This is a genomic window from Actinoplanes sp. NPDC049316 (genome assembly GCF_040677315.1).
In the GTDB taxonomy this organism is placed as follows: domain Bacteria; phylum Actinomycetota; class Actinomycetes; order Mycobacteriales; family Micromonosporaceae; genus Actinoplanes.
The window spans coordinates 121,793-138,153 of record NZ_JBFAQM010000007.1 but is presented as its reverse complement, the minus strand read 5'-3'; the positions used below and the strand labels follow the sequence as shown (position 1 = coordinate 138,153).

The window sequence follows — 16,361 nt, the reverse complement described above, 5'->3', positions numbered from 1 at the left end:
CCGCCGCGCCGGCCGATACCGACCAAAGTAGTAACGGCAGGCCGACCAAGGTTCGCCGGCGTCGCCCGGCGGCCGACGCGCACGACCGGCCGGTCACGGCACGGTGGGACGCATGATCACGGTCGAACATCTGAGCAAACGGTACGGGTCCCACCCGGCCGTCGACGACGTGTCGTTCACCTGCGAGCCCGGCACGGTGACCGGCTTCCTCGGGCCCAACGGGGCCGGCAAGTCCACCACGATGCGGATGATCTGCGGCCTGACCCCGCCCACCTCCGGCACCGCGACCGTGGACGGGCGTCCGTACCGGCACCTGGGCAACCCGGGGCGGCGGATCGGGGTGCTGCTGGACGCCTCCGCGCAGCACTCGGGCCGTACCGGCCGGGAGGTGCTGACGCTGGCCGCGCTGACCATGGGCGTCGACCGGCGGCGGGTGGGCGAGAGCCTGGATCGGGTCGGGCTGAACAAGACGGCGGCGCGGCGGCGGGTGAAGGCGTACTCGCTGGGGATGCGCCAGCGGCTGGGGCTCGCGTACGCGCTGCTCGGCGACCCGTCGGTGCTGATCCTGGACGAGCCGGCGAACGGGCTGGACCCGGAGGGCATCTTCTGGATGCGCGGGCTGCTGCGCGACTTCGCCGACCGCGGCGGCACCGTGCTGCTCTCCTCGCACCTGCTGCGCGAGGTGGAGGCGGTCGCGGACCGGCTCGTCGTCATCGGGGCCGGCCGGGTCGTGGCCCAGGGCGACAAGGCGGAGCTGCTCGCCGCCTCGGGCACGGTGGTGAAGGCGCTGGACATGCCGGCTCTGGAGGCGACGCTGCGGCGCCACGGGCTGGCCGGCACGCCGACGACCGACGGGGGCGTCGTGGTGCAGGCCGGCGCGGAGGTCATCGGACGGGCGGCCGCCGGGGCGGGCCTCGTCCTGCTCGAGCTGCGCCCGGCGGACAGCGGCGGGCTGGAACAGATGTTCCTGTCCCTGACCGCCGGCGACTCGGTGCAGGAGGGTGTGCGATGACCGCCGTGCAGAGCCCGGCGACCAGGCCGGCCGGTGTTGCGGTTGGCGACGACCGTGGCCGTACCGTCGAGAAGATCTCCGTCGCCCGGCTGACCCGGGTCGAATTGCGCAAGCTGGCCGACACGCGGGCCGGGTTCTGGATGCTGATCGTCATCGGGCTGGCCGCGGCCGGCACGGCCGCGATCCTGCTCGCCGCCGCGCCCGACGAGGAGCAGACCTTCCAGGGGTTCTTCTCGTTCGGTCTGGTGCCGGCGACGGTGTTGCTGCCGGTGCTCGGCATCCTGTCCATGACCAGCGAATGGTCGCAACGGACAGCGCTGACCACCTTCACCCTCACCCCGGCCCGGGGACGCGTCGTCGCGGCGAAGCTGATCGCGGCGGTGCTCATCGCGGTCGCGGCCACCGCGGCGGCGGCACTGCTCTCCGCCGCGGCCAATCTCGTCGCGCTCGGCACCGGCGGGGACGGAAGCTGGCACCTCACCGCCGATCAGGGCGGGCGGCTGCTGCTCAACCAGGTGATCTTCGTGCTGATGGGCGCGGGGTTCGGCGCGCTGCTGATGAGCCCGGCGCTGGCGATCGTGCTGTTCTTCGCACTGCCGACGGTCTGGTCGGTGCTCGGGCAGATGGTGAAGCGGCTGAGCGAGGCGGCCGGGTGGCTGGACCTCAACATCACCTCGATACCGCTGAGCGAGCCGGCGATGACCTCCGGCGAGTGGGCCCGGCTCGGCGTGTCGTGCGCCGTCTGGGTGATAGTGCCGCTGGCGGCCGGGACCGTACGCGTGTTGCGGCGGGAAGTGGCTTAGGCGGGCGGTAGTGTGTGCCCCCATGTCCGCTCCGGCCGTCCTGCGCGACGTTTTCCATGCCTACCGCGACCGTGCCGAGGAGGATGACGGTTTCCTCTTCGAAGACGATCAGGCGCCGATCAACCGGCTCGACGTCCTGGTCTACCGGCCCACCTCCACGGTGGACCTGACCTCGTTCGCGACCATCGGCATGGCGGCGCAGCAGATGCCGGCGAAGCCGCGGCCCGGCGGAGCGGCCCGCGCTGAGCAGCTGTCCGGCGGGGGCGCCCGCGCCGAGCTGCGGCTGCGCCGGCGCGGGTCGCTCTCCCGGCCCGAGGAGCACGCCATCGCCGTGCAGCTGGCGAACCTCGCGATCCATCCGTTCCTCGCCGGCAGCCGGCTCAGCTGGGGTCACATGATCGGCTTCGGCGGCGACTTCCCCACCTTCCCGGGCTGCCCGTCGGTCCTGCTCGCGGGTCCGCTCAGCGACGACGACCCGGATTACGTGCAGACCGGCGACGGGCCGGTCCGCCTGATCAACGTCGTGCCGATCACGGACGCGGAACGCGACCGCGGCCGCGAGCTGCCGCCGGTCGACTTCGCCCGGTCGCTGCGGGAGAGCGTCGACATCTTCGCCGAGCGGCCCGACGCGATCAGCCGGGGCTGATCGCGGGGCGCGGCGGGTCCGCCCGGATCCGCGCGTGCAGGTGCATGTCGCGCCGGGGTCCGCGCCGGGGACTAGGCTGGCCGCATGCCGATCGGTGCGCAACCACCCGGGCGGCGGGGAACGGTCGACGAGCCGTACAGCCCGCTCAACCTGCGGCTGATCCTGGCCGGATTCGGCTTCGTGGTGTGCACGGTGTTGTCCGTCCTCATGTTCCGGGCGGGCTGGACCGTGGGCGGGTGGCTGCTGGCCGCCTGGGCGGTGGTCGCCGTCGTGGACGCGGTCGTGGTGCAACTCCGGCGACGGGCGCGGGCCCGCGCCGAGGGCGACGGGAACCACTCCCTCTTCGAGTAGCCGCGTCATGCACCTTTTGCGGCGTATCTGCCTGTACCGTGCGGTTCTGTGCGCGCCTCCCACCGGCTTGTAGCCGCTGCTCTCCTGCTGACACCCCTGCTGCTGCCGCCCGGGACCCCGGCCGCGACGGCAGCGCCGACGCAACCCGCCGCCGCGGCCCCCGCTGCGGCCGCGACGCTGATGGACGACCGCCGCGAGCCGTCCCGCAAGACCTTCGCCACCGACGGGCTGGCCGTACGCCGGTCCGGCCTCGCCCGCCGGGCCCCCGCCGCGACCCCGCGCGTCGGCACGGTCCGCGAATGGCTCGCCCTGGACGACGTCAAGGGCACCCTGTACCGCAAGGACTACACGCTGCGCGGCATCGGGAAGCACATCGAGGTGTGGGTCGCCCGCGACATCGCCTTCCCGAAGGGCGACTGCCGGGGCGCCGCGTCGACCCGGGTGACCGATGCGCAGGTCTCGGGCCTGATCCGCGAGTTCGACGGGCGCATCCAGCCGCGCGAGACCGCCGCGTTCAGCACCCCGCCGGACCGCGACGGCACCGACCCGCTGATCACCGGCGACTTCACCGGCGCCGGCGGCAGGACCGTGACGCTGGTGGACAACGTCCGCGACGACAACTACTTCGACTTCCCGAAGGCCGTCACGTACATCGCCGGGTTCTTCTCCTCGCAACTCAACGAGCTGGTCGACCGCAACGTCATGACGATCGACGCGTACGACTGGCAGCACCGCACCGGAGCCGCCCCGCCGGACGAGCCGGCCGACGACCTGTGCAAGAGCCGCCCGGCGCGGCCCCGCCTGTACGAAGGCACCTTCGCGCACGAGTGGCAGCACCTGCTGCAGTACTACAGCGACCCGGACGAGGACGTCTGGGTCAACGAGGGCCTGTCCGACTACGCGCAGACCCTCGTCGGGTACGTCGACGCCACCGCGACCGTCCACCACCCCGGGGCGGACAGCCACCTCGTGTGCTTCCAGGGTTTCGGGACCGTCCGCACCCGCTACAACCCCAACCCCAGGGACTGCGGCGGCCCGCAGAACTCGCTGAACCTGTGGGACGAGGGTGCTCCCGCGGAGGTGCTCTCCGACTACGGCAACGCGTACCAGTTCCTGCTGTACCTGCGGGACCGCTTCGGCCCCGGCGTCCTGTCGCGGTTGCATCGCGACGGCAGCCGGCAGGGCCTCGCCGCGGTGCAGGCCGCGCTGGGTACGCACACCCGGCTGTACGACGTCCTGCACGACTTCCAGACGATGACGCTGGTCGACAAGGTGGTCGAGGGCGGCACGATGACCGGGGTGCCGCGGGGACGGGTGAGCGCCCCGAGCCTGCGCTCCACGGTGAACCTGGCCAACCCGGCCTCCTACGCCCGCCCCGGCGCGGCCCCGAACGGCGCGGACTACGTACGCCTGCGCGACCGGTCCGGCCGCTCGCTCACCGGCGCGACGCTGCGGTCGGTGCGGTTCGCGGGGGCGAGTACGCTACCCGCCCAGCCTCTGCTGTGGACGGTCCGCGACGGCGCGCTGTTCTCCGGCGACGCCAGCGCCACGGACGCCGCCGCCGTCCTCGCGGTCACGGTCCCGCGTACCGCCGCGAAGCTCACCCTGCGGGCGAAGTATGGCGCCGAGCAGGGGTACGACTTCGGCTACGTGACCGTGTCCGCCGACGATGGACGCACGTACACGGCGATCCCCGGCGACCGCACCGTCGCGGGCCCGCTCGGCCCCGCCGTCACCGGCTCCACCGACGGCTTCGAACGGCACACGTACGACCTGGCCGCGTACGCGGGCAAGCGGATCCTCCTCGGCTTCCGCTACGTCAGCGACGGCGCGGTCAACGAGGGCGGCTGGTACGTCGACGACGTGACGGTCGGCGGCCGGGTGCTTTCCGACGGCACCACGCTGCGCGGCTTCCGCTCACCGACGCAGATCGTGCCGGTGGCGGTGCACGGGTGGACCGTACGGCTGGTGGGGCTCGACGACGCCGGCCACCGGGCCCGGCAGGTGCCGGTGTCCCGGTTCGCCGCGCTGCGCGCGTACCCGAAGGTCGTCGCGATCGTCGCCTACGACGAGCCGACGGGGTCCGTCCGGCAGTACGCGCCGTACACGCTCACGGTCAACGGGGTGGCGCAGCCGGGCGGTGGCCCGGCGTCGTGACGGCGGCCGTGGCCCTGCCGCGCACGTGCGGAGCGGCAGGGCCCTGCGGCCCGGACTCGGGGAACCGGAAGCGGTGCACCTCGTCCACGGCGAACCCGGCGGCGGCGATGGCGGCGAGGGTGTCGCGGCCGGTGTGACACCCGCCGGTGAACCAGGGCCAGACGGTCGCGTCGAGGATCCGCTGCGCCCGCCGCAGCCCGCCCGGGCGCTCGGCCACCACGTGCTCGAGAAAGCGCAGCTGCCCGCCCGGGCGTAGCACCCGCCGGATCTCGGCGAGCGCAGCCGCCTGATCGGGCACCGAGCACAGCACCAGCGCGGTCACCGCGGCGTCGAAGGCCCCGTCGCCGGCCGGAAGGTCCGACGCCACGCCGGCGACCACCCGGACCGGAACCGGCGCCGTGCGCGCCGCGGTCTCGGCGGCCGCGCGCAGGTACGGCTCCGGCTCGACCGCCAGCACCTCGGTGACCCCGGGCGGATAGTGCGGGAACATCCGCCCGTTGCCGGCACCGACCTCGATCACCCGCCCCCGCAGGCCCGCCACGACGGCGTGCCGGTGCGCCGCGACGCCGGCCCGGTCCATCTGCTCGCTGGCCCGCTCGTACATCCGGGCGAAGATCGGGTGCCTCATCGCTCAAGCCTGGCAGCGCGCCGCCACCGGGGGAACCACCCGGCCGGCGGCGATCAGCGCGGCGGCCGCAACACCGCAGCGCCCATCAGGGAGCCGGCAGTCATCAGGACGCGGCCGCCGTGCCGGTCGAGCAGGCGGCCGCCAGGGCGGCCACCCGGCTCACCCGCAGCAGGCGCCGCCGGACGAGACGGCGGCCGGCTCCAGCTGCGGTCCGGCCGGCGCGGCGTTCGACGAGCAGACGCCCGTCTCCGGCAGGTCCAGCTGGACGTCACGGGCGGCGGCCCAGTCCCCCGCCAGCGCCGCGGCGATGGACCGCACCTGCTCGTACCCGGTGGCGAGCAGGAACGTCGGCGCGCGGCCGTACGACTTCATGCCGACCGCGTAGTAGCCGGGCTCCGGCTGCGTGAGCTCGTCGACGCCGTGCGGGCGTACGGTGCCGCAGGAGTGCTCGTTCGGGTCGATCAGCGGGGCGAGGGCGCGGGTGCTGCCCAGCGCCGGGTCGAGGTCGAGGCGCAGCTCGTCGGCGATGGAGTGGTCGGGCCGGAACCCGGTGGCGCCGACGATGCGGTCGGCCTTCAGGGTGCGCCCGTCCACTGCGGTCAGTTCGGCGTGGCCGCCCACCGGCGTGATCGCGTGCACGGCGAAGCCGGTGACGAGCTCGACACGGCCGGACTCCACCAGCCGCTTGACGCCCGTGCCCAGCGCGCCCCGGCCGGGCAGGGCGTCGGCGTCCCCGCCGCCGACCGCTCGGTCGATGCTGCCGCCCCGGGCGACCCAGGTGATCCGCGTGCCCGGCTCCTGCCCGGCCAGCTCCGCCAGGGCCAGCAGCGTGTTGGCGGCCGAGTGCCCGGCGCCCACGACGACGGTGTGCCGGCCCGCGTACGTGGCCCGGTCGGCGCCGAGCACGTCGGGCAGCGCCGGGCCGATGAGGTCGGCCGCGGCACGTTCGCCGTGGGCGGGCAGGCCGTTCGCGCCGAGCACGTTGGGCGTACGCCAGGTGCCGGAGGCGTCGAGCACCGCCGAGGCCGGGACGTCCTCGCCGGAGGCGAGCCGGACGACGAACGGCGCGCGGTCGCGACCGGCGGTGCGCACCCGGTCCATGCCGGCGCGGCCGATCGCCTCGACCCGGGCGTCGTAGCGCACGTGCGGGGCCAGCTGCGGCAGCTTCGCCAGCGGCTTCAGGTAGCCCTCGACGAGCTCGGCACCGGTGGGCAGGGCGTCGAGATCCGGCGCGGCCCAGCCGGCCGTCTCCAGCAGGCGGCGGGCGGCGTGGTCGAGGTCGTAACGCCACGGCGAGAACAGCCGGACGTGGCCCCACTCGGCGATCGCCGCGCCCGCGGCCGGGCCGGCCTCCAGGACGGTGAACGCGAGGCCGCGCTCGTGCAGGTGCGCGGCGGCCGCCAGGCCCACCGGCCCGGCGCCGATCACCACCACCGGGTACGACTCATCATCGACGGATGATGCTTCGGCGGCGGCGGCGCAGCACGTCGCGCCGGCCTCGGTGGCCTCCTCCCGGGCGGCCGGGTCGCAGCAGGCGCTCGCGGCCTCGGCGGCCTCCGCGGTGCCGCAGCAGGGCTTGGTGGGCTGGTCGGTCATGGGAACCCCTTCGCCGGAGCCTCGCATCAGCCGCAGCTGATCCTTGTCTCGATGCTCGTCGAACTGTCGCCCCCACCTTGCATCGCGCTTAGACGAGTGTCAAGCTAATCGGCATGTCGGTTCTCCCCCTCGCGGACACCCCGGCAGCGCCGGGGTGCTGCCCGCCGCTGTCCGCGCAGGCCCTCGCGCCGCAGGTAGCCGGTCAGCTGGCGCCGCTGTTCAAGGCGCTCAGCGATCCCGTACGGCTGCGCCTGCTCTCGATGATCGCCTCGTCCAGCGAGGTCTGTGTCTGCGAGCTGACCGACGCCTTCGAGGTGACGGGCGCCACCATCTCGCATCACCTGCGGGTGCTGCGGGAGACCGGCATGGTGGACTGTGAGCGCCGCGGCACCTGGGTCTACTACTGGGCGCGCCGGGAAGCACTCGACCTGCTCGGCGGCCTGCTCACCGCGCGACCGGAGCCGACCGCCGACCTCGGCACGCATCAGGCAGATGTGATATCAGCAAATTCTGATGTCGTACGCCTGCTCGCCGATCCGCTGCGCGACCGGATCGTGCGGATCCTCGCGCAGGGGCCGGCCACCACCTCGCACCTGGTCGCGGAGACCGGCGCCAAGCAGCCCAACGTGTCCGGGCACCTCAAGCAGCTGCGCGAGGCGGGCGTCGTCACCGCCGAGCCGCGCGGACGGTTCACCTTCTACCGGCTCGTCCCCGACGCGCTGCAGGGCGCCGCGCTGCACCTGGCCGACCTGGCCGCGCAGGCCCGCGCCACCGCCGACGCGTTCCGGGCGTGCTGACATGACCGCCGCCACCACCGCCGGCCAGGCGCCGGCCGTCGTCGCCCGCCTGTCCCGCCTCGACCGGTTCCTGCCGCTGTGGATCGGCCTCGCGATGGCCCTCGGCCTGCTGCTCGGCCGGCTCGTCCCGGGGCTGAACACCGCCCTCGACGCGGTGCAGATCGGCGGGATCTCGCTGCCGATCGCGCTCGGCCTGCTGATCATGATGTATCCGGTGCTCGCCAAGGTCCGCTACGACCGGCTCGGCACCGTGACCGGCGACCGGCGGCTGCTGGTGTCGTCGCTGGTGCTCAACTGGCTCGCCGGGCCGGCCGTCATGTTCGCGCTCGCCTGGATCTTCCTCGCGGATCACGCCGAGTACCGCACCGGCCTGATCATCGTGGGGCTGGCCCGCTGCATCGCCATGGTGATCATCTGGAACGACCTGGCCTGCGGCGATCGGGAGGCGGCCGCGGTGCTGGTCGCGCTGAACTCCCTCTTCCAGGTGCTCGCGTTCGGGCTGCTCGGCTGGTTCTACCTCAGCGTGCTGCCCGGCTGGCTGCACCTGTCCGGCGCTCAGCTGCAGGTGTCGGGCTGGGACATCGCCCGCAACGTCCTGATCTTCCTCGGCATCCCCCTGCTCGCGGGTTTCCTCACCCGCCGCCTCGGCGAGCGGACACAGGGCCGCGCCCGGTACGAGGCCACGTTCCTCCCCAGGATCGGGCCGTACGCGCTGTACGGGCTGCTGTTCACGATCGTCGTGCTGTTCGCGCTGCAGGGCGACGCCATCACGAACCGGCCCTGGGACGTAGCACTGATCGCCGTACCGTTGCTCGTGTACTTCGCCGTGATGTGGGCCGGGTCGTACGCGCTGGGCCGCGGCATCGGGCTGAGCTACGAACGCACCACCACGCTCGCGTTCACCGCGGCCGGCAACAACTTCGAGCTCGCCATCGCCGTGGCGATCGGCACCTTCGGGGTCACCAGCGGGCAGGCCCTCGCCGGGGTGGTGGGCCCGCTCATCGAGGTGCCGGTGCTGGTCGCGCTCGTGTACGTCAGCCTCGCGCTGCGCCGGCGCCTGTTCCCGGCGGCCTCGGCGTGACCGCCGTGCGGCTCGCGCCCATGACCGGCGAGCACGCCGGGGCGGTGCTCGGCATCTACGCCGCGGGCATCGCGGGCGGCAACGCCACGTTCGAGACCGCCGTGCCCGGGTGGGAGACGTTCACCGGCGGCAAGCTGCCGGGCCACAGCTTCGTCGCCCTGGACGCCGACGGCACGGTCACCGGCTGGGTGGCCTGCTCCCGCGTCTCCGCCCGGCCCGTGTACGCCGGGGTCGTCGAGCACTCCGTCTACGTGCATCCCGCGTACGGCGGCCGCGGCATCGGCCGGGCGCTGCTCGAGGCGTTGATCGCGTCCACCGAGAGCGCCGGGATCTGGACCGTCCAGTCCGGCGTCTTCCCCGAGAACGTGGCCAGCCTGGCCCTGCACGCCCGCTGCGGCTTCCGCACCATCGGCACCCGCGAGCGCGTCGGGCGCCACCACGGCCGCTGGCGCGACGTCATCCTGCTCGAGCGCCGCAGCGCCACCATCGTCTGACGACCCCGAGGAGAACCATGACCGGCAAGCCCAGCGTGTTGTTCGTCTGCGTACACAACGCGGGCCGCTCCCAGATGGCCGCCGGCTGGCTGCGCCACCTCGCCGGCGACCGCGTCGAGGTGCGCTCCGCCGGGTCCGCGCCGGCCGCCGCGGTCAACCCCGCAGCAGTGGAAGCCATGCGTGAGGTCGGCATCGACATCACGGATCAGAAACCGAAGCTGCTGGCGTACGACACCGTCGAGTCGTCGGATGTCGTGGTGACCATGGGGTGCGGGGACTCCTGCCCGTACTTCCCCGGCAAGCGCTACGAGGACTGGAAGCTGGACGACCCGGCCGGCAAGGGCGTCGACGCCGTACGCCCGATCCGCGACGAGATCAGGGACCGGGTCGCGACGCTGCTCGCCGAGCTGCTGCCCGCGGGCTGACTACGGCCGCGGCTCCGGCGGCAGCAGGCCGAGATACGTCAGCTTCTGCTTGATGGTGTCGGGCGCGAACGGCTTGAGAACGTACTCGTGGGCGCCGGCCGCCAGCGCACGCACCATCTGGCTGTGCTCGGCCTCGGTCGTCACCATCATCATGCACATGTCGCGCAGCGGCGGCATCTTGCGGATGTGCCGGATCAGCTCGAGGCCGTCCATCACCGGCATGTTCCAGTCGATCAGCGCCACGTCCGGCACCGTCGGGATCTCCACCAGCAGGTCCAGGCCCTCCCGGCCGTTGCTCGCCTCGTACACGGCGAAGCCCAGCCCGGCCATCGTGCGTTGCAGGATGCGGCGCATCGTGCTGGAGTCGTCGACCACCAATGCGAGCATGCGGTCGCCTTTCGTCGCAGGTCCGGCCAAGGGATCTGATCGGCCGGCGCGGCCGTTCCCTGAGCCGAACCGGGCCGCGATCTGCGTCCGCCTGGACGCGGCGGCCGGAGCGGGGGACGCTACGGGTATGACGTCCATCAGTGCGCTTCCGCCGGGCTTGGCGGCGTCGGCGGCCCGCGTGGGGGATGCCGGTACGGTGCTCGGCGACGCGGAGGTCACCGCGTTCATCACCGAGCAGCTTGCCGCGCATCCGTTCGACGGGCGCAGCGTGTGCGTGCTCGTGCCGGACGCGACGCGTACGTGTCCCCTGCCGCTGCTCCTGCGGGCCGTGCACGGGGCCCTGCACGGACGCGTCACGCGGCTGACCGTGCTCGTCGCGCTGGGCACGCACGCGCCGATGACCGAGGAGGCGCTCGCCCGGCACCTCGGGTACGAGCCGGGCCGGCTCGCCGAGACCTATCCGGGCACCGTGGTCGTCAACCACGAGTGGTGGAAGCCGGAGACCTTCGCCGACCTCGGCACGATCCCGGCCGCCCGGATCGCGGAGCTCTCCGCGGGCCGGATGGACGTCGCCGTGCCGGTGCTGCTGAACCGGGCGGTCGTGGAGCACGACGTCGCGCTGGTGGTGGGGCCGGTGCTGCCCCACGAGGTCGTCGGGATGTCCGGCGGCAACAAGTACTTCTTCCCGGGTGTCGGCGGCAAGCGGATCATCGACGTCTCGCACTGGCTGGGCGCGCTGATCACCTCGGCGGAGATCATCGGCACGAGCGGGCTGACCCCCGTACGCGCGTTGATCGACGACGGCGCCGCGCTGATCCCGGCGGAGAAGCTGGCCCTGAGCGTGGTCACCGCCGAGGTGGCCGACGGCGCCGCCGACGGCGCGGTGGACGACGCCGTGCCGGCGGCCGCGGCGGGCCCGTCCGCCGGGGCCGGAAGCAGGCTGCACTCGGTGTCGTTCGGCGACACCCGCGCCTCGTGGGCCTCCGCCGCCGAGGTGTGCGCCGCCACCCACGTCACCTACCTCGACGCCCCGGTCCGCCGGGTGCTGTCGATCGTCCCCGCCATGTACGACGAGATCTGGACCGCCGCGAAGGGCTTCTACAAGGTCGAACCGGTGGTGGCCGACGGCGGCGAGGTGATCCTCTACGCCCCGCACGTCACCGAGCTGTCCTCCACACATCCCGAGATCTACGAGATCGGCTACCACTGCCGCGACTACTTCGTCGCCCAGTGGGACCGGTTCGCCCAGGTGCCGTGGGGCGTGCTGGCCCACTCGACGCACCTGCGCGGCGCCGGCTCGTTCGACGCGGCCACCGGACAGGAACGGCTGCGGGTCCGGGTCACGCTCGCCACGGCGATCCCCGAGGAGGTCTGCCGGGCCGCCAACCTGGGCTACCTCGACCCGGCGCTGATCGATGCGGCGGCGTACGCGCAAGACCCGGACACCCTGGTCGTCCCGCGGGCCGGCGAGACGCTGTTCCGGCTGCGTACGCGATGAGCACCGCCTCCGCCGCTGCGGCGGTCCTGGACGGCATCCGGGCCGAATAGGAGGAGCTCTACCGCGCTCACCTGGCTGGCCCGCTAGTCACCGCCGACGGGCGGCGCCCCGGGCGGCTTCGGGGCGTCCAGGCCGAAGTGCAGGCCCAGCACCCGGATCAGGAAGCACACCGCCGCCGCCCACATCGTCGCCGGCACACCCAGCAGGCGGGCCACGCCGACGGCGTCGGCCGCGACGACCAGCCCGGCGCCGGCCAGGGCCGGGATCGCGTACAGGCCGCTGCTGAGGACGCCGGGCACCTGCCGGATCAGCACGTCGCGCAGGGTCCCGCCGCCCACCCACCGCGGTGATCATGCCCAGCGTGACGACGCCGACGAGATCCACCCTGGCGCCCCGGATGGCGGTCAGCGCGCCGTTCACCGCGAACGCCGATGTGCCGAGAAGGTCCAGGACCAGGAACACCGGCACCGGGTCAGGTCGCCGGGGCGGTCCGGGAGGACTTCACCCGGCTCGCGCCGACGATGATGTCGGCGCAGGCGTCCGGGTCCAGGGTCGCGGTGTTCAGCACGAGGTCGTACCGGGTGGGATCGCGCGGGTCCCAGCCGTACAGCCGGATCGACATGTCGGCGCGGATCGTGTCCTCCCGGCGCTGCCGCTTCGCCGCGCGCTGCGGGGAGATGGCGTCGATCCGGGCGGCCCGTTCGATGCGGGCCTGCACCGGGGCGTCGAGCCGGACGTGCAGCGCCCCCGGCCACGAGGCGAGGATCAGCGCCCCGTTGCGGCCGGCGATCACCGCACCCGGGCGCGCCGCGTCGGTGACCCAGCGGGTGTTGCGCAGGATCAGGTCGTGGTCGTCGCGCTGCGCCATCGCCACGGCCGGCCCTTCGAGGGCGGCGTACGAGCCACCCATGGCGGCGAACACGCGGGACAACAGGCCCTCGTCGTCCGGCCTCCGCAGCCCCTCCAGCTCCTCGGAGGAGAAGGCCTGGGCGTGGAAGGCCACCCCGAGCGCAGCGGCGACCCGGATGCCGATCTCCTGCGCCCCGGAGCCGTACGACTCGAAGATCGTCACGACGGGCGGGACCATGACCACCTCCTCCGCCGATCGGGTGGGACCCGGCCTCATCGTGCGCCGCGCGACGGCCGGTTGCAAGCGGCACGCGGGGGCCGCGGCAACAGATGGCAATTCGTTGACCTCGATCTTTCACCGCGCGCCCAATGGAGGGGACCGCTTGCCGCCAGACCCAAGGAGGTCCCTCGTGCTTCGACCCCAGGACACCGCCACCCGCGAGCGCAAGCGCCTCGACGGGCTCTGGCGCTTCAGCCTCGACCCGGCCGGCGCGGGCCGCGCCGCGCGACGGTTCGCCGGCCCGCTGGCCGACGCCCGCGAGATGGCCGTGCCGGCCAGCTTCAACGACATCGCCGCCGACCCCGCGGTCCGCGACTACTTCGGCGACGTCTGGTATCAGACCGAGGTACGGGTGCCGCGCGGCTGGGACGGCCGGCGGATCGTGCTGCACTTCGAGTCGGCCACGCACCGCGCCACGGTGTGGGTCGGCGACGCCGAGGTGGTCTCGCACGAGGGCGGCTACACACCGTTCGCGGCGGACATCACCGCCCACGTGCGGGCCGGCGACCTCGCCCGGATCACGGTGCTCGTCAACAACACGCTGACCTTCCAGTCGATCCCGCCGGGGGTCGTCGAGGAGACCCCGGCCGGCCCGCGGCAGCGCTACTGGCACGACTTCTTCAACTACGCCGGCATCCACCGGCCGGTCTGGCTCTACCAGACGCACCCGCTGCACCTCACCGACGTCACTGTCGTGACCGGACTGGACGGCTCCGACGGCATCGTCGAGTACGCGACCGAAGCCGGCGCGGCCGCCACCACCCGCGTGGTGCTGCGCGACGCGGCCGGCCGCACGGTGGCCGAGGGCAGCGGCGCGAGCGGCACGCTGACCGTCCGCGACGCACACCGGTGGGCCCCCGGCGACGGCTACCTCTACGACCTGGAGGTGCGGCTCGCCGACGACGACGGGACCGTCGTGGACAGCTACCACCAGAGCGTGGGGATCCGTACGGTCAAGGTCAGCGGCAACCGGTTCCTCATCAACGGCGAGCCGTTCCACTTCACCGGCTTCGGCAAGCACGAGGACGTCACGGTGCTCGGCAAGGGACACAACGACGCGTACATGGTGCACGACTTCGAGCTGCTGCGGTGGATCGGCGCGAACTCGTTCCGCACGTCGCACTACCCGTACTCGGAGGAGGTCCTCGACTACGCCGACCGCCACGGCGTCGTGCTGATCGACGAGACCGCGGCCGTGGGGCTCAACATGGGACTCGGCGGCGGCATCTTCGGCGCACAGGGCTACACCACGTTCAGCCCGGACACGATCAACGACGAGTCCCGCGAGGTGCACGCACAGGCCATCCGCGAGCTGGTGGGACGGGACAAGAATCATCCGAGCGTCGTGCTGTGGTCGATCGCCAACGAGCCGGAGAGCGACACCGAGGGGGCGGAGGACTACTTCCGGCCGCTGTTCGAGCTGACCCGGGAGCTGGATCCCAGCCGGCCCGTCGGCTTCGTCAACGTGATGCTCGCGCCGTACGGGAAGTGCCGGGTCTCGCAGTTCGCCGACGTGCTCATGCTCAACCGCTACTACGGCTGGTACGTCCACACCGGCGATCTCGCCGCCGCCGAGCAGGCGTGGGAGGAGGAACTACGCGGCTGGGCGAGCGAGAACAAGCCGATCATCATCACCGAGTACGGCGCCGACACGTACCCCGGCTTGCACGCCCTCGGCAACCAGCCGTGGACCGAGGAGTACCAGGTCGAGTACCTGGACATGAACCACCGGGTCTTCGACCGCATCGACGCGGTCGTGGGCGAGCACGTCTGGAACTTCGCGGACTTCGCCACCACCTCCGGCGTGATGCGCGTGGGCGGCAACAAGAAGGGCGTGTTCACCCGGGACCGGCAGCCCAAGGCGGCGGCCTTCGCGCTGCGGCGCCGCTGGCGTAAGGACGTCTGACCGCCATGAGCGCCACGATCACCGTGCCGGCCACGACCGCGCCCCGGCTGGGCACCGCGCAGTTCCTCGGGTACGCCGCAGGCGACGCGGCGAACAACCTGGCGTTCTCCATGACGTCGTTCTTCCTGCTGATCTACTACACCGACGTGGTGGGTATCAGCGCGGCGGCCGCCGGCACGCTGTTCCTGTTGATCCGGGTCTGGGACGGCTTCGCGGACGTCTTCGCCGGGCGGGTCGTCGACCGGACGATGACCCGGTGGGGCAAATTCCGGCCGTTCTTCCTCTTCGCCGGCCCGCCGGTGCTGCTGCTGAGTCTCGCCACGTTCACCGTGCCGGGGCTGTTCGACGGGGGCGGGTTGAGCCTGGTCGCCGCGTATGTCACGTACGGGCTGCTGGGGCTGGCGTACAGCCTGGTGAACATCCCGTACGGCTCGCTGGCCGCGGCCATGACCCAGCGCCCGGACGAGCGCGCCAAGCTGGCGAGCTTCCGGATGATCGGCACGGCCCTGACCACCATCATGCTGGCGCTCGTCGTCTCGCCGCAGATCCAGCAATACCGAGGCGACCCGGACGGCTTCCAGCGTTCGCTGCTGATCACCACGGCCGTGTTCGCCGTCATCGGCCTCGCGCTGTACCTGTTCTTGTTCAGTACCGCGCGCGAGTCGGTCCAGCGCGACGTCGAGCACGTCAGCGCCCGGCAGAGCTTCGGCACGCTGCGCGGCAACAAGCCGCTCATCATGCTCTGCCTCGCGTCGCTGGCGTTCCTCACGGCGCTGTTCTCGCTGCAGACCGTGCAGGTGTACTACGCGCGGGACGTGCTGGGCAATGCGGAGCTGCTCACCGCGCTGACCGTGCTGAGCGTGGGCGCGATCTTCATCGTGGCGCCGCTGACGCCCCGCATCGTCCGCGCGATCGGCAAGAAGCGGGCCTTCCTGTCCTTCGGCGCCATCGGTCTGCTGGCCGGCGTCGGCATCTCGGTGTCCCCGCCGGGCACGCCGTGGGTGTCGATGACGTTCTTCGGCATCATGGGCGTCTCCACGGCCGGCATCAACACGCTGATGTGGGCGCTGGAGGCGGACACCGTCGAGTACGGCGAATGGCGCACCGGTGTCCGCACCGAGGGCATCACCTACGCGGTGTTCTCCTTCACCCGCAAGCTCGGCCAGGCGGTCGGCGGCGCGGTGGCCGCGTTCGCGATCGCCCTGGGCGGCTACGTCGGCGGCGCCGCGACCCAGAGTCAGGCCGCGCTCGACGCGATCCGGTACGCCTCGGGTTTCATCCCCGTCGTCTTCATCCTGCTGGGGATGCTGATCTTCTTCCGCTACCCGCTGACCGAGCAGAAGTTCGCCGCCATGGTCGCCGAGACGCAGCAGCGCCGCCTGGCGGGTGCGGCCCGGCCGGCCCCCTGACGCCGGGCCCGGCCGGCCTGCGCAGTGCCGGCGTGGCCGGCC

The 16,361-nt window shown here is 72.9% G+C and carries 17 protein-coding genes and 2 pseudogenes; 13 read left to right on the top strand and 6 right to left on the bottom strand.

What is annotated here, in order from left to right:
* The first annotated feature begins 112 nt into the window (after nt 1–112).
* The 5 genes from AB0K03_RS13515 to AB0K03_RS13495 all read left to right on the top strand — a co-directional run bounded on the left by AB0K03_RS13515 (nt 113) and on the right by AB0K03_RS13495 (nt 4,969).
* Nucleotides 113–1,012, top strand: coding sequence for an ABC transporter ATP-binding protein (locus AB0K03_RS13515; RefSeq protein ID WP_364683991.1), 900 nt, complete (start codon nt 113–115; stop codon nt 1,010–1,012).
* Nucleotides 1,009–1,815 carry an ABC transporter permease gene (locus AB0K03_RS13510; RefSeq protein ID WP_364683989.1) on the top strand — a complete coding sequence of 269 codons (807 nt, stop codon included), beginning with the start codon at nt 1,009–1,011 and terminating at the stop codon, nt 1,813–1,815. The genes AB0K03_RS13515 and AB0K03_RS13510 overlap by 4 nt, the downstream gene beginning before the upstream one ends.
* 22 nt (nt 1,816–1,837) lie before the next feature.
* Nucleotides 1,838–2,461, top strand: coding sequence for a suppressor of fused domain protein (locus AB0K03_RS13505; protein ID WP_364683988.1), 624 nt, complete (start codon nt 1,838–1,840; stop codon nt 2,459–2,461).
* 84 nt (nt 2,462–2,545) lie between these two features.
* Nucleotides 2,546–2,812, top strand: coding sequence for a hypothetical protein (locus tag AB0K03_RS13500; RefSeq protein ID WP_364683986.1), 267 nt, complete (start codon nt 2,546–2,548; stop codon nt 2,810–2,812).
* Between the two features lie 48 nt (nt 2,813–2,860).
* Nucleotides 2,861–4,969 carry a peptidase M6 immune inhibitor A gene (locus AB0K03_RS13495; protein WP_364683984.1) on the top strand — a complete coding sequence of 703 codons (2,109 nt, stop codon included), beginning with the start codon at nt 2,861–2,863 and terminating at the stop codon, nt 4,967–4,969.
* Here AB0K03_RS13495 and AB0K03_RS13490 read toward each other — a convergent pair.
* Together AB0K03_RS13490 and AB0K03_RS13485 are read right to left on the bottom strand one after the other, a co-directional pair.
* Nucleotides 4,929–5,597 carry a class I SAM-dependent methyltransferase gene (locus AB0K03_RS13490; RefSeq protein WP_364683982.1) on the bottom strand — a complete coding sequence of 223 codons (669 nt, stop codon included), beginning with the start codon at nt 5,595–5,597 and terminating at the stop codon, nt 4,929–4,931. The two genes, AB0K03_RS13495 and AB0K03_RS13490, sit on opposite strands and share 41 nt — an antisense overlap.
* A 159-nt stretch (nt 5,598–5,756) precedes the next feature.
* A complete protein-coding gene (locus AB0K03_RS13485; protein WP_364683980.1) occupies nt 5,757–7,193 on the bottom strand; it encodes an FAD-dependent oxidoreductase in 1,437 nt (478 codons plus the stop codon).
* A gap of 113 nt (nt 7,194–7,306) precedes the next feature.
* Between AB0K03_RS13485 and AB0K03_RS13480 the strand changes: the two are divergent.
* The 5 genes and pseudogenes from AB0K03_RS13480 to AB0K03_RS13460 form a co-directional block, all read left to right on the top strand.
* Nucleotides 7,307–7,609, top strand: a pseudogene (locus AB0K03_RS13480) (metalloregulator ArsR/SmtB family transcription factor); the annotation flags it as partial.
* A gap of 78 nt (nt 7,610–7,687) precedes the next feature.
* On the top strand, nt 7,688–7,990 hold the full coding sequence (locus AB0K03_RS13475) for a metalloregulator ArsR/SmtB family transcription factor (RefSeq protein WP_364684329.1): 303 nt from the start codon (nt 7,688–7,690) through the stop codon (nt 7,988–7,990).
* A 1-nt stretch (nt 7,991) separates the two neighbouring features.
* Nucleotides 7,992–9,071 (top strand): ACR3 family arsenite efflux transporter, encoded by a 1,080-nt coding sequence (gene arsB / locus AB0K03_RS13470; RefSeq protein WP_364683978.1) that lies wholly within the window; start codon nt 7,992–7,994, stop codon nt 9,069–9,071.
* 20 nt (nt 9,072–9,091) lie between these two features.
* On the top strand, nt 9,092–9,565 hold the full coding sequence (locus tag AB0K03_RS13465; RefSeq protein WP_364684327.1) for an N-acetyltransferase family protein: 474 nt from the start codon (nt 9,092–9,094) through the stop codon (nt 9,563–9,565).
* Between the two features lie 17 nt (nt 9,566–9,582).
* Nucleotides 9,583–9,990 (top strand): arsenate reductase ArsC, encoded by a 408-nt coding sequence (locus AB0K03_RS13460; protein ID WP_364683976.1) that lies wholly within the window; start codon nt 9,583–9,585, stop codon nt 9,988–9,990.
* On the opposite strand, the gene AB0K03_RS13455 is transcribed toward AB0K03_RS13460, so the two are convergent.
* Nucleotides 9,991–10,377, bottom strand: coding sequence for a response regulator (locus tag AB0K03_RS13455; protein WP_364683974.1), 387 nt, complete (start codon nt 10,375–10,377; stop codon nt 9,991–9,993).
* Between the two features lie 127 nt (nt 10,378–10,504).
* On the opposite strand from AB0K03_RS13455, the gene AB0K03_RS13450 reads away from it, so the two are divergent.
* The gene (locus AB0K03_RS13450; RefSeq protein ID WP_364683972.1) at nt 10,505–11,875 is read left to right on the top strand and encodes a lactate racemase domain-containing protein; all 1,371 of its coding nucleotides are present in this window, start codon (nt 10,505–10,507) and stop codon (nt 11,873–11,875) included.
* A gap of 83 nt (nt 11,876–11,958) precedes the next feature.
* Here the strand turns inward: AB0K03_RS13450 and AB0K03_RS13445 are convergent, their stop codons facing one another.
* The 3 genes and pseudogenes from AB0K03_RS13445 to AB0K03_RS13435 all read right to left on the bottom strand — a co-directional run bounded on the left by AB0K03_RS13445 (nt 11,959) and on the right by AB0K03_RS13435 (nt 12,962).
* Complete coding sequence (locus tag AB0K03_RS13445) at nt 11,959–12,213, bottom strand: TRIC cation channel family protein (protein WP_364683970.1); 255 nt, start codon at nt 12,211–12,213, stop codon at nt 11,959–11,961.
* 16 nt (nt 12,214–12,229) lie between these two features.
* Nucleotides 12,230–12,337, bottom strand: a pseudogene (locus AB0K03_RS13440) (TRIC cation channel family protein); the annotation flags it as partial.
* A gap of 10 nt (nt 12,338–12,347) precedes the next feature.
* Nucleotides 12,348–12,962, bottom strand: a complete 615-nt coding sequence (locus AB0K03_RS13435) for a cytidylate kinase-like family protein (RefSeq protein WP_364683968.1) — start codon at nt 12,960–12,962, stop codon at nt 12,348–12,350.
* A gap of 172 nt (nt 12,963–13,134) precedes the next feature.
* Between AB0K03_RS13435 and uidA the strand changes: the two genes are divergently transcribed.
* The gene (gene uidA / locus AB0K03_RS13430; protein WP_364683966.1) at nt 13,135–14,910 is read left to right on the top strand and encodes a beta-glucuronidase; all 1,776 of its coding nucleotides are present in this window, start codon (nt 13,135–13,137) and stop codon (nt 14,908–14,910) included.
* A 5-nt stretch (nt 14,911–14,915) separates the two neighbouring features.
* Nucleotides 14,916–16,319 (top strand): glycoside-pentoside-hexuronide (GPH):cation symporter, encoded by a 1,404-nt coding sequence (locus tag AB0K03_RS13425; RefSeq protein WP_364683964.1) that lies wholly within the window; start codon nt 14,916–14,918, stop codon nt 16,317–16,319.
* The last annotated feature ends 42 nt before the right edge of the window (nt 16,320–16,361 follow it).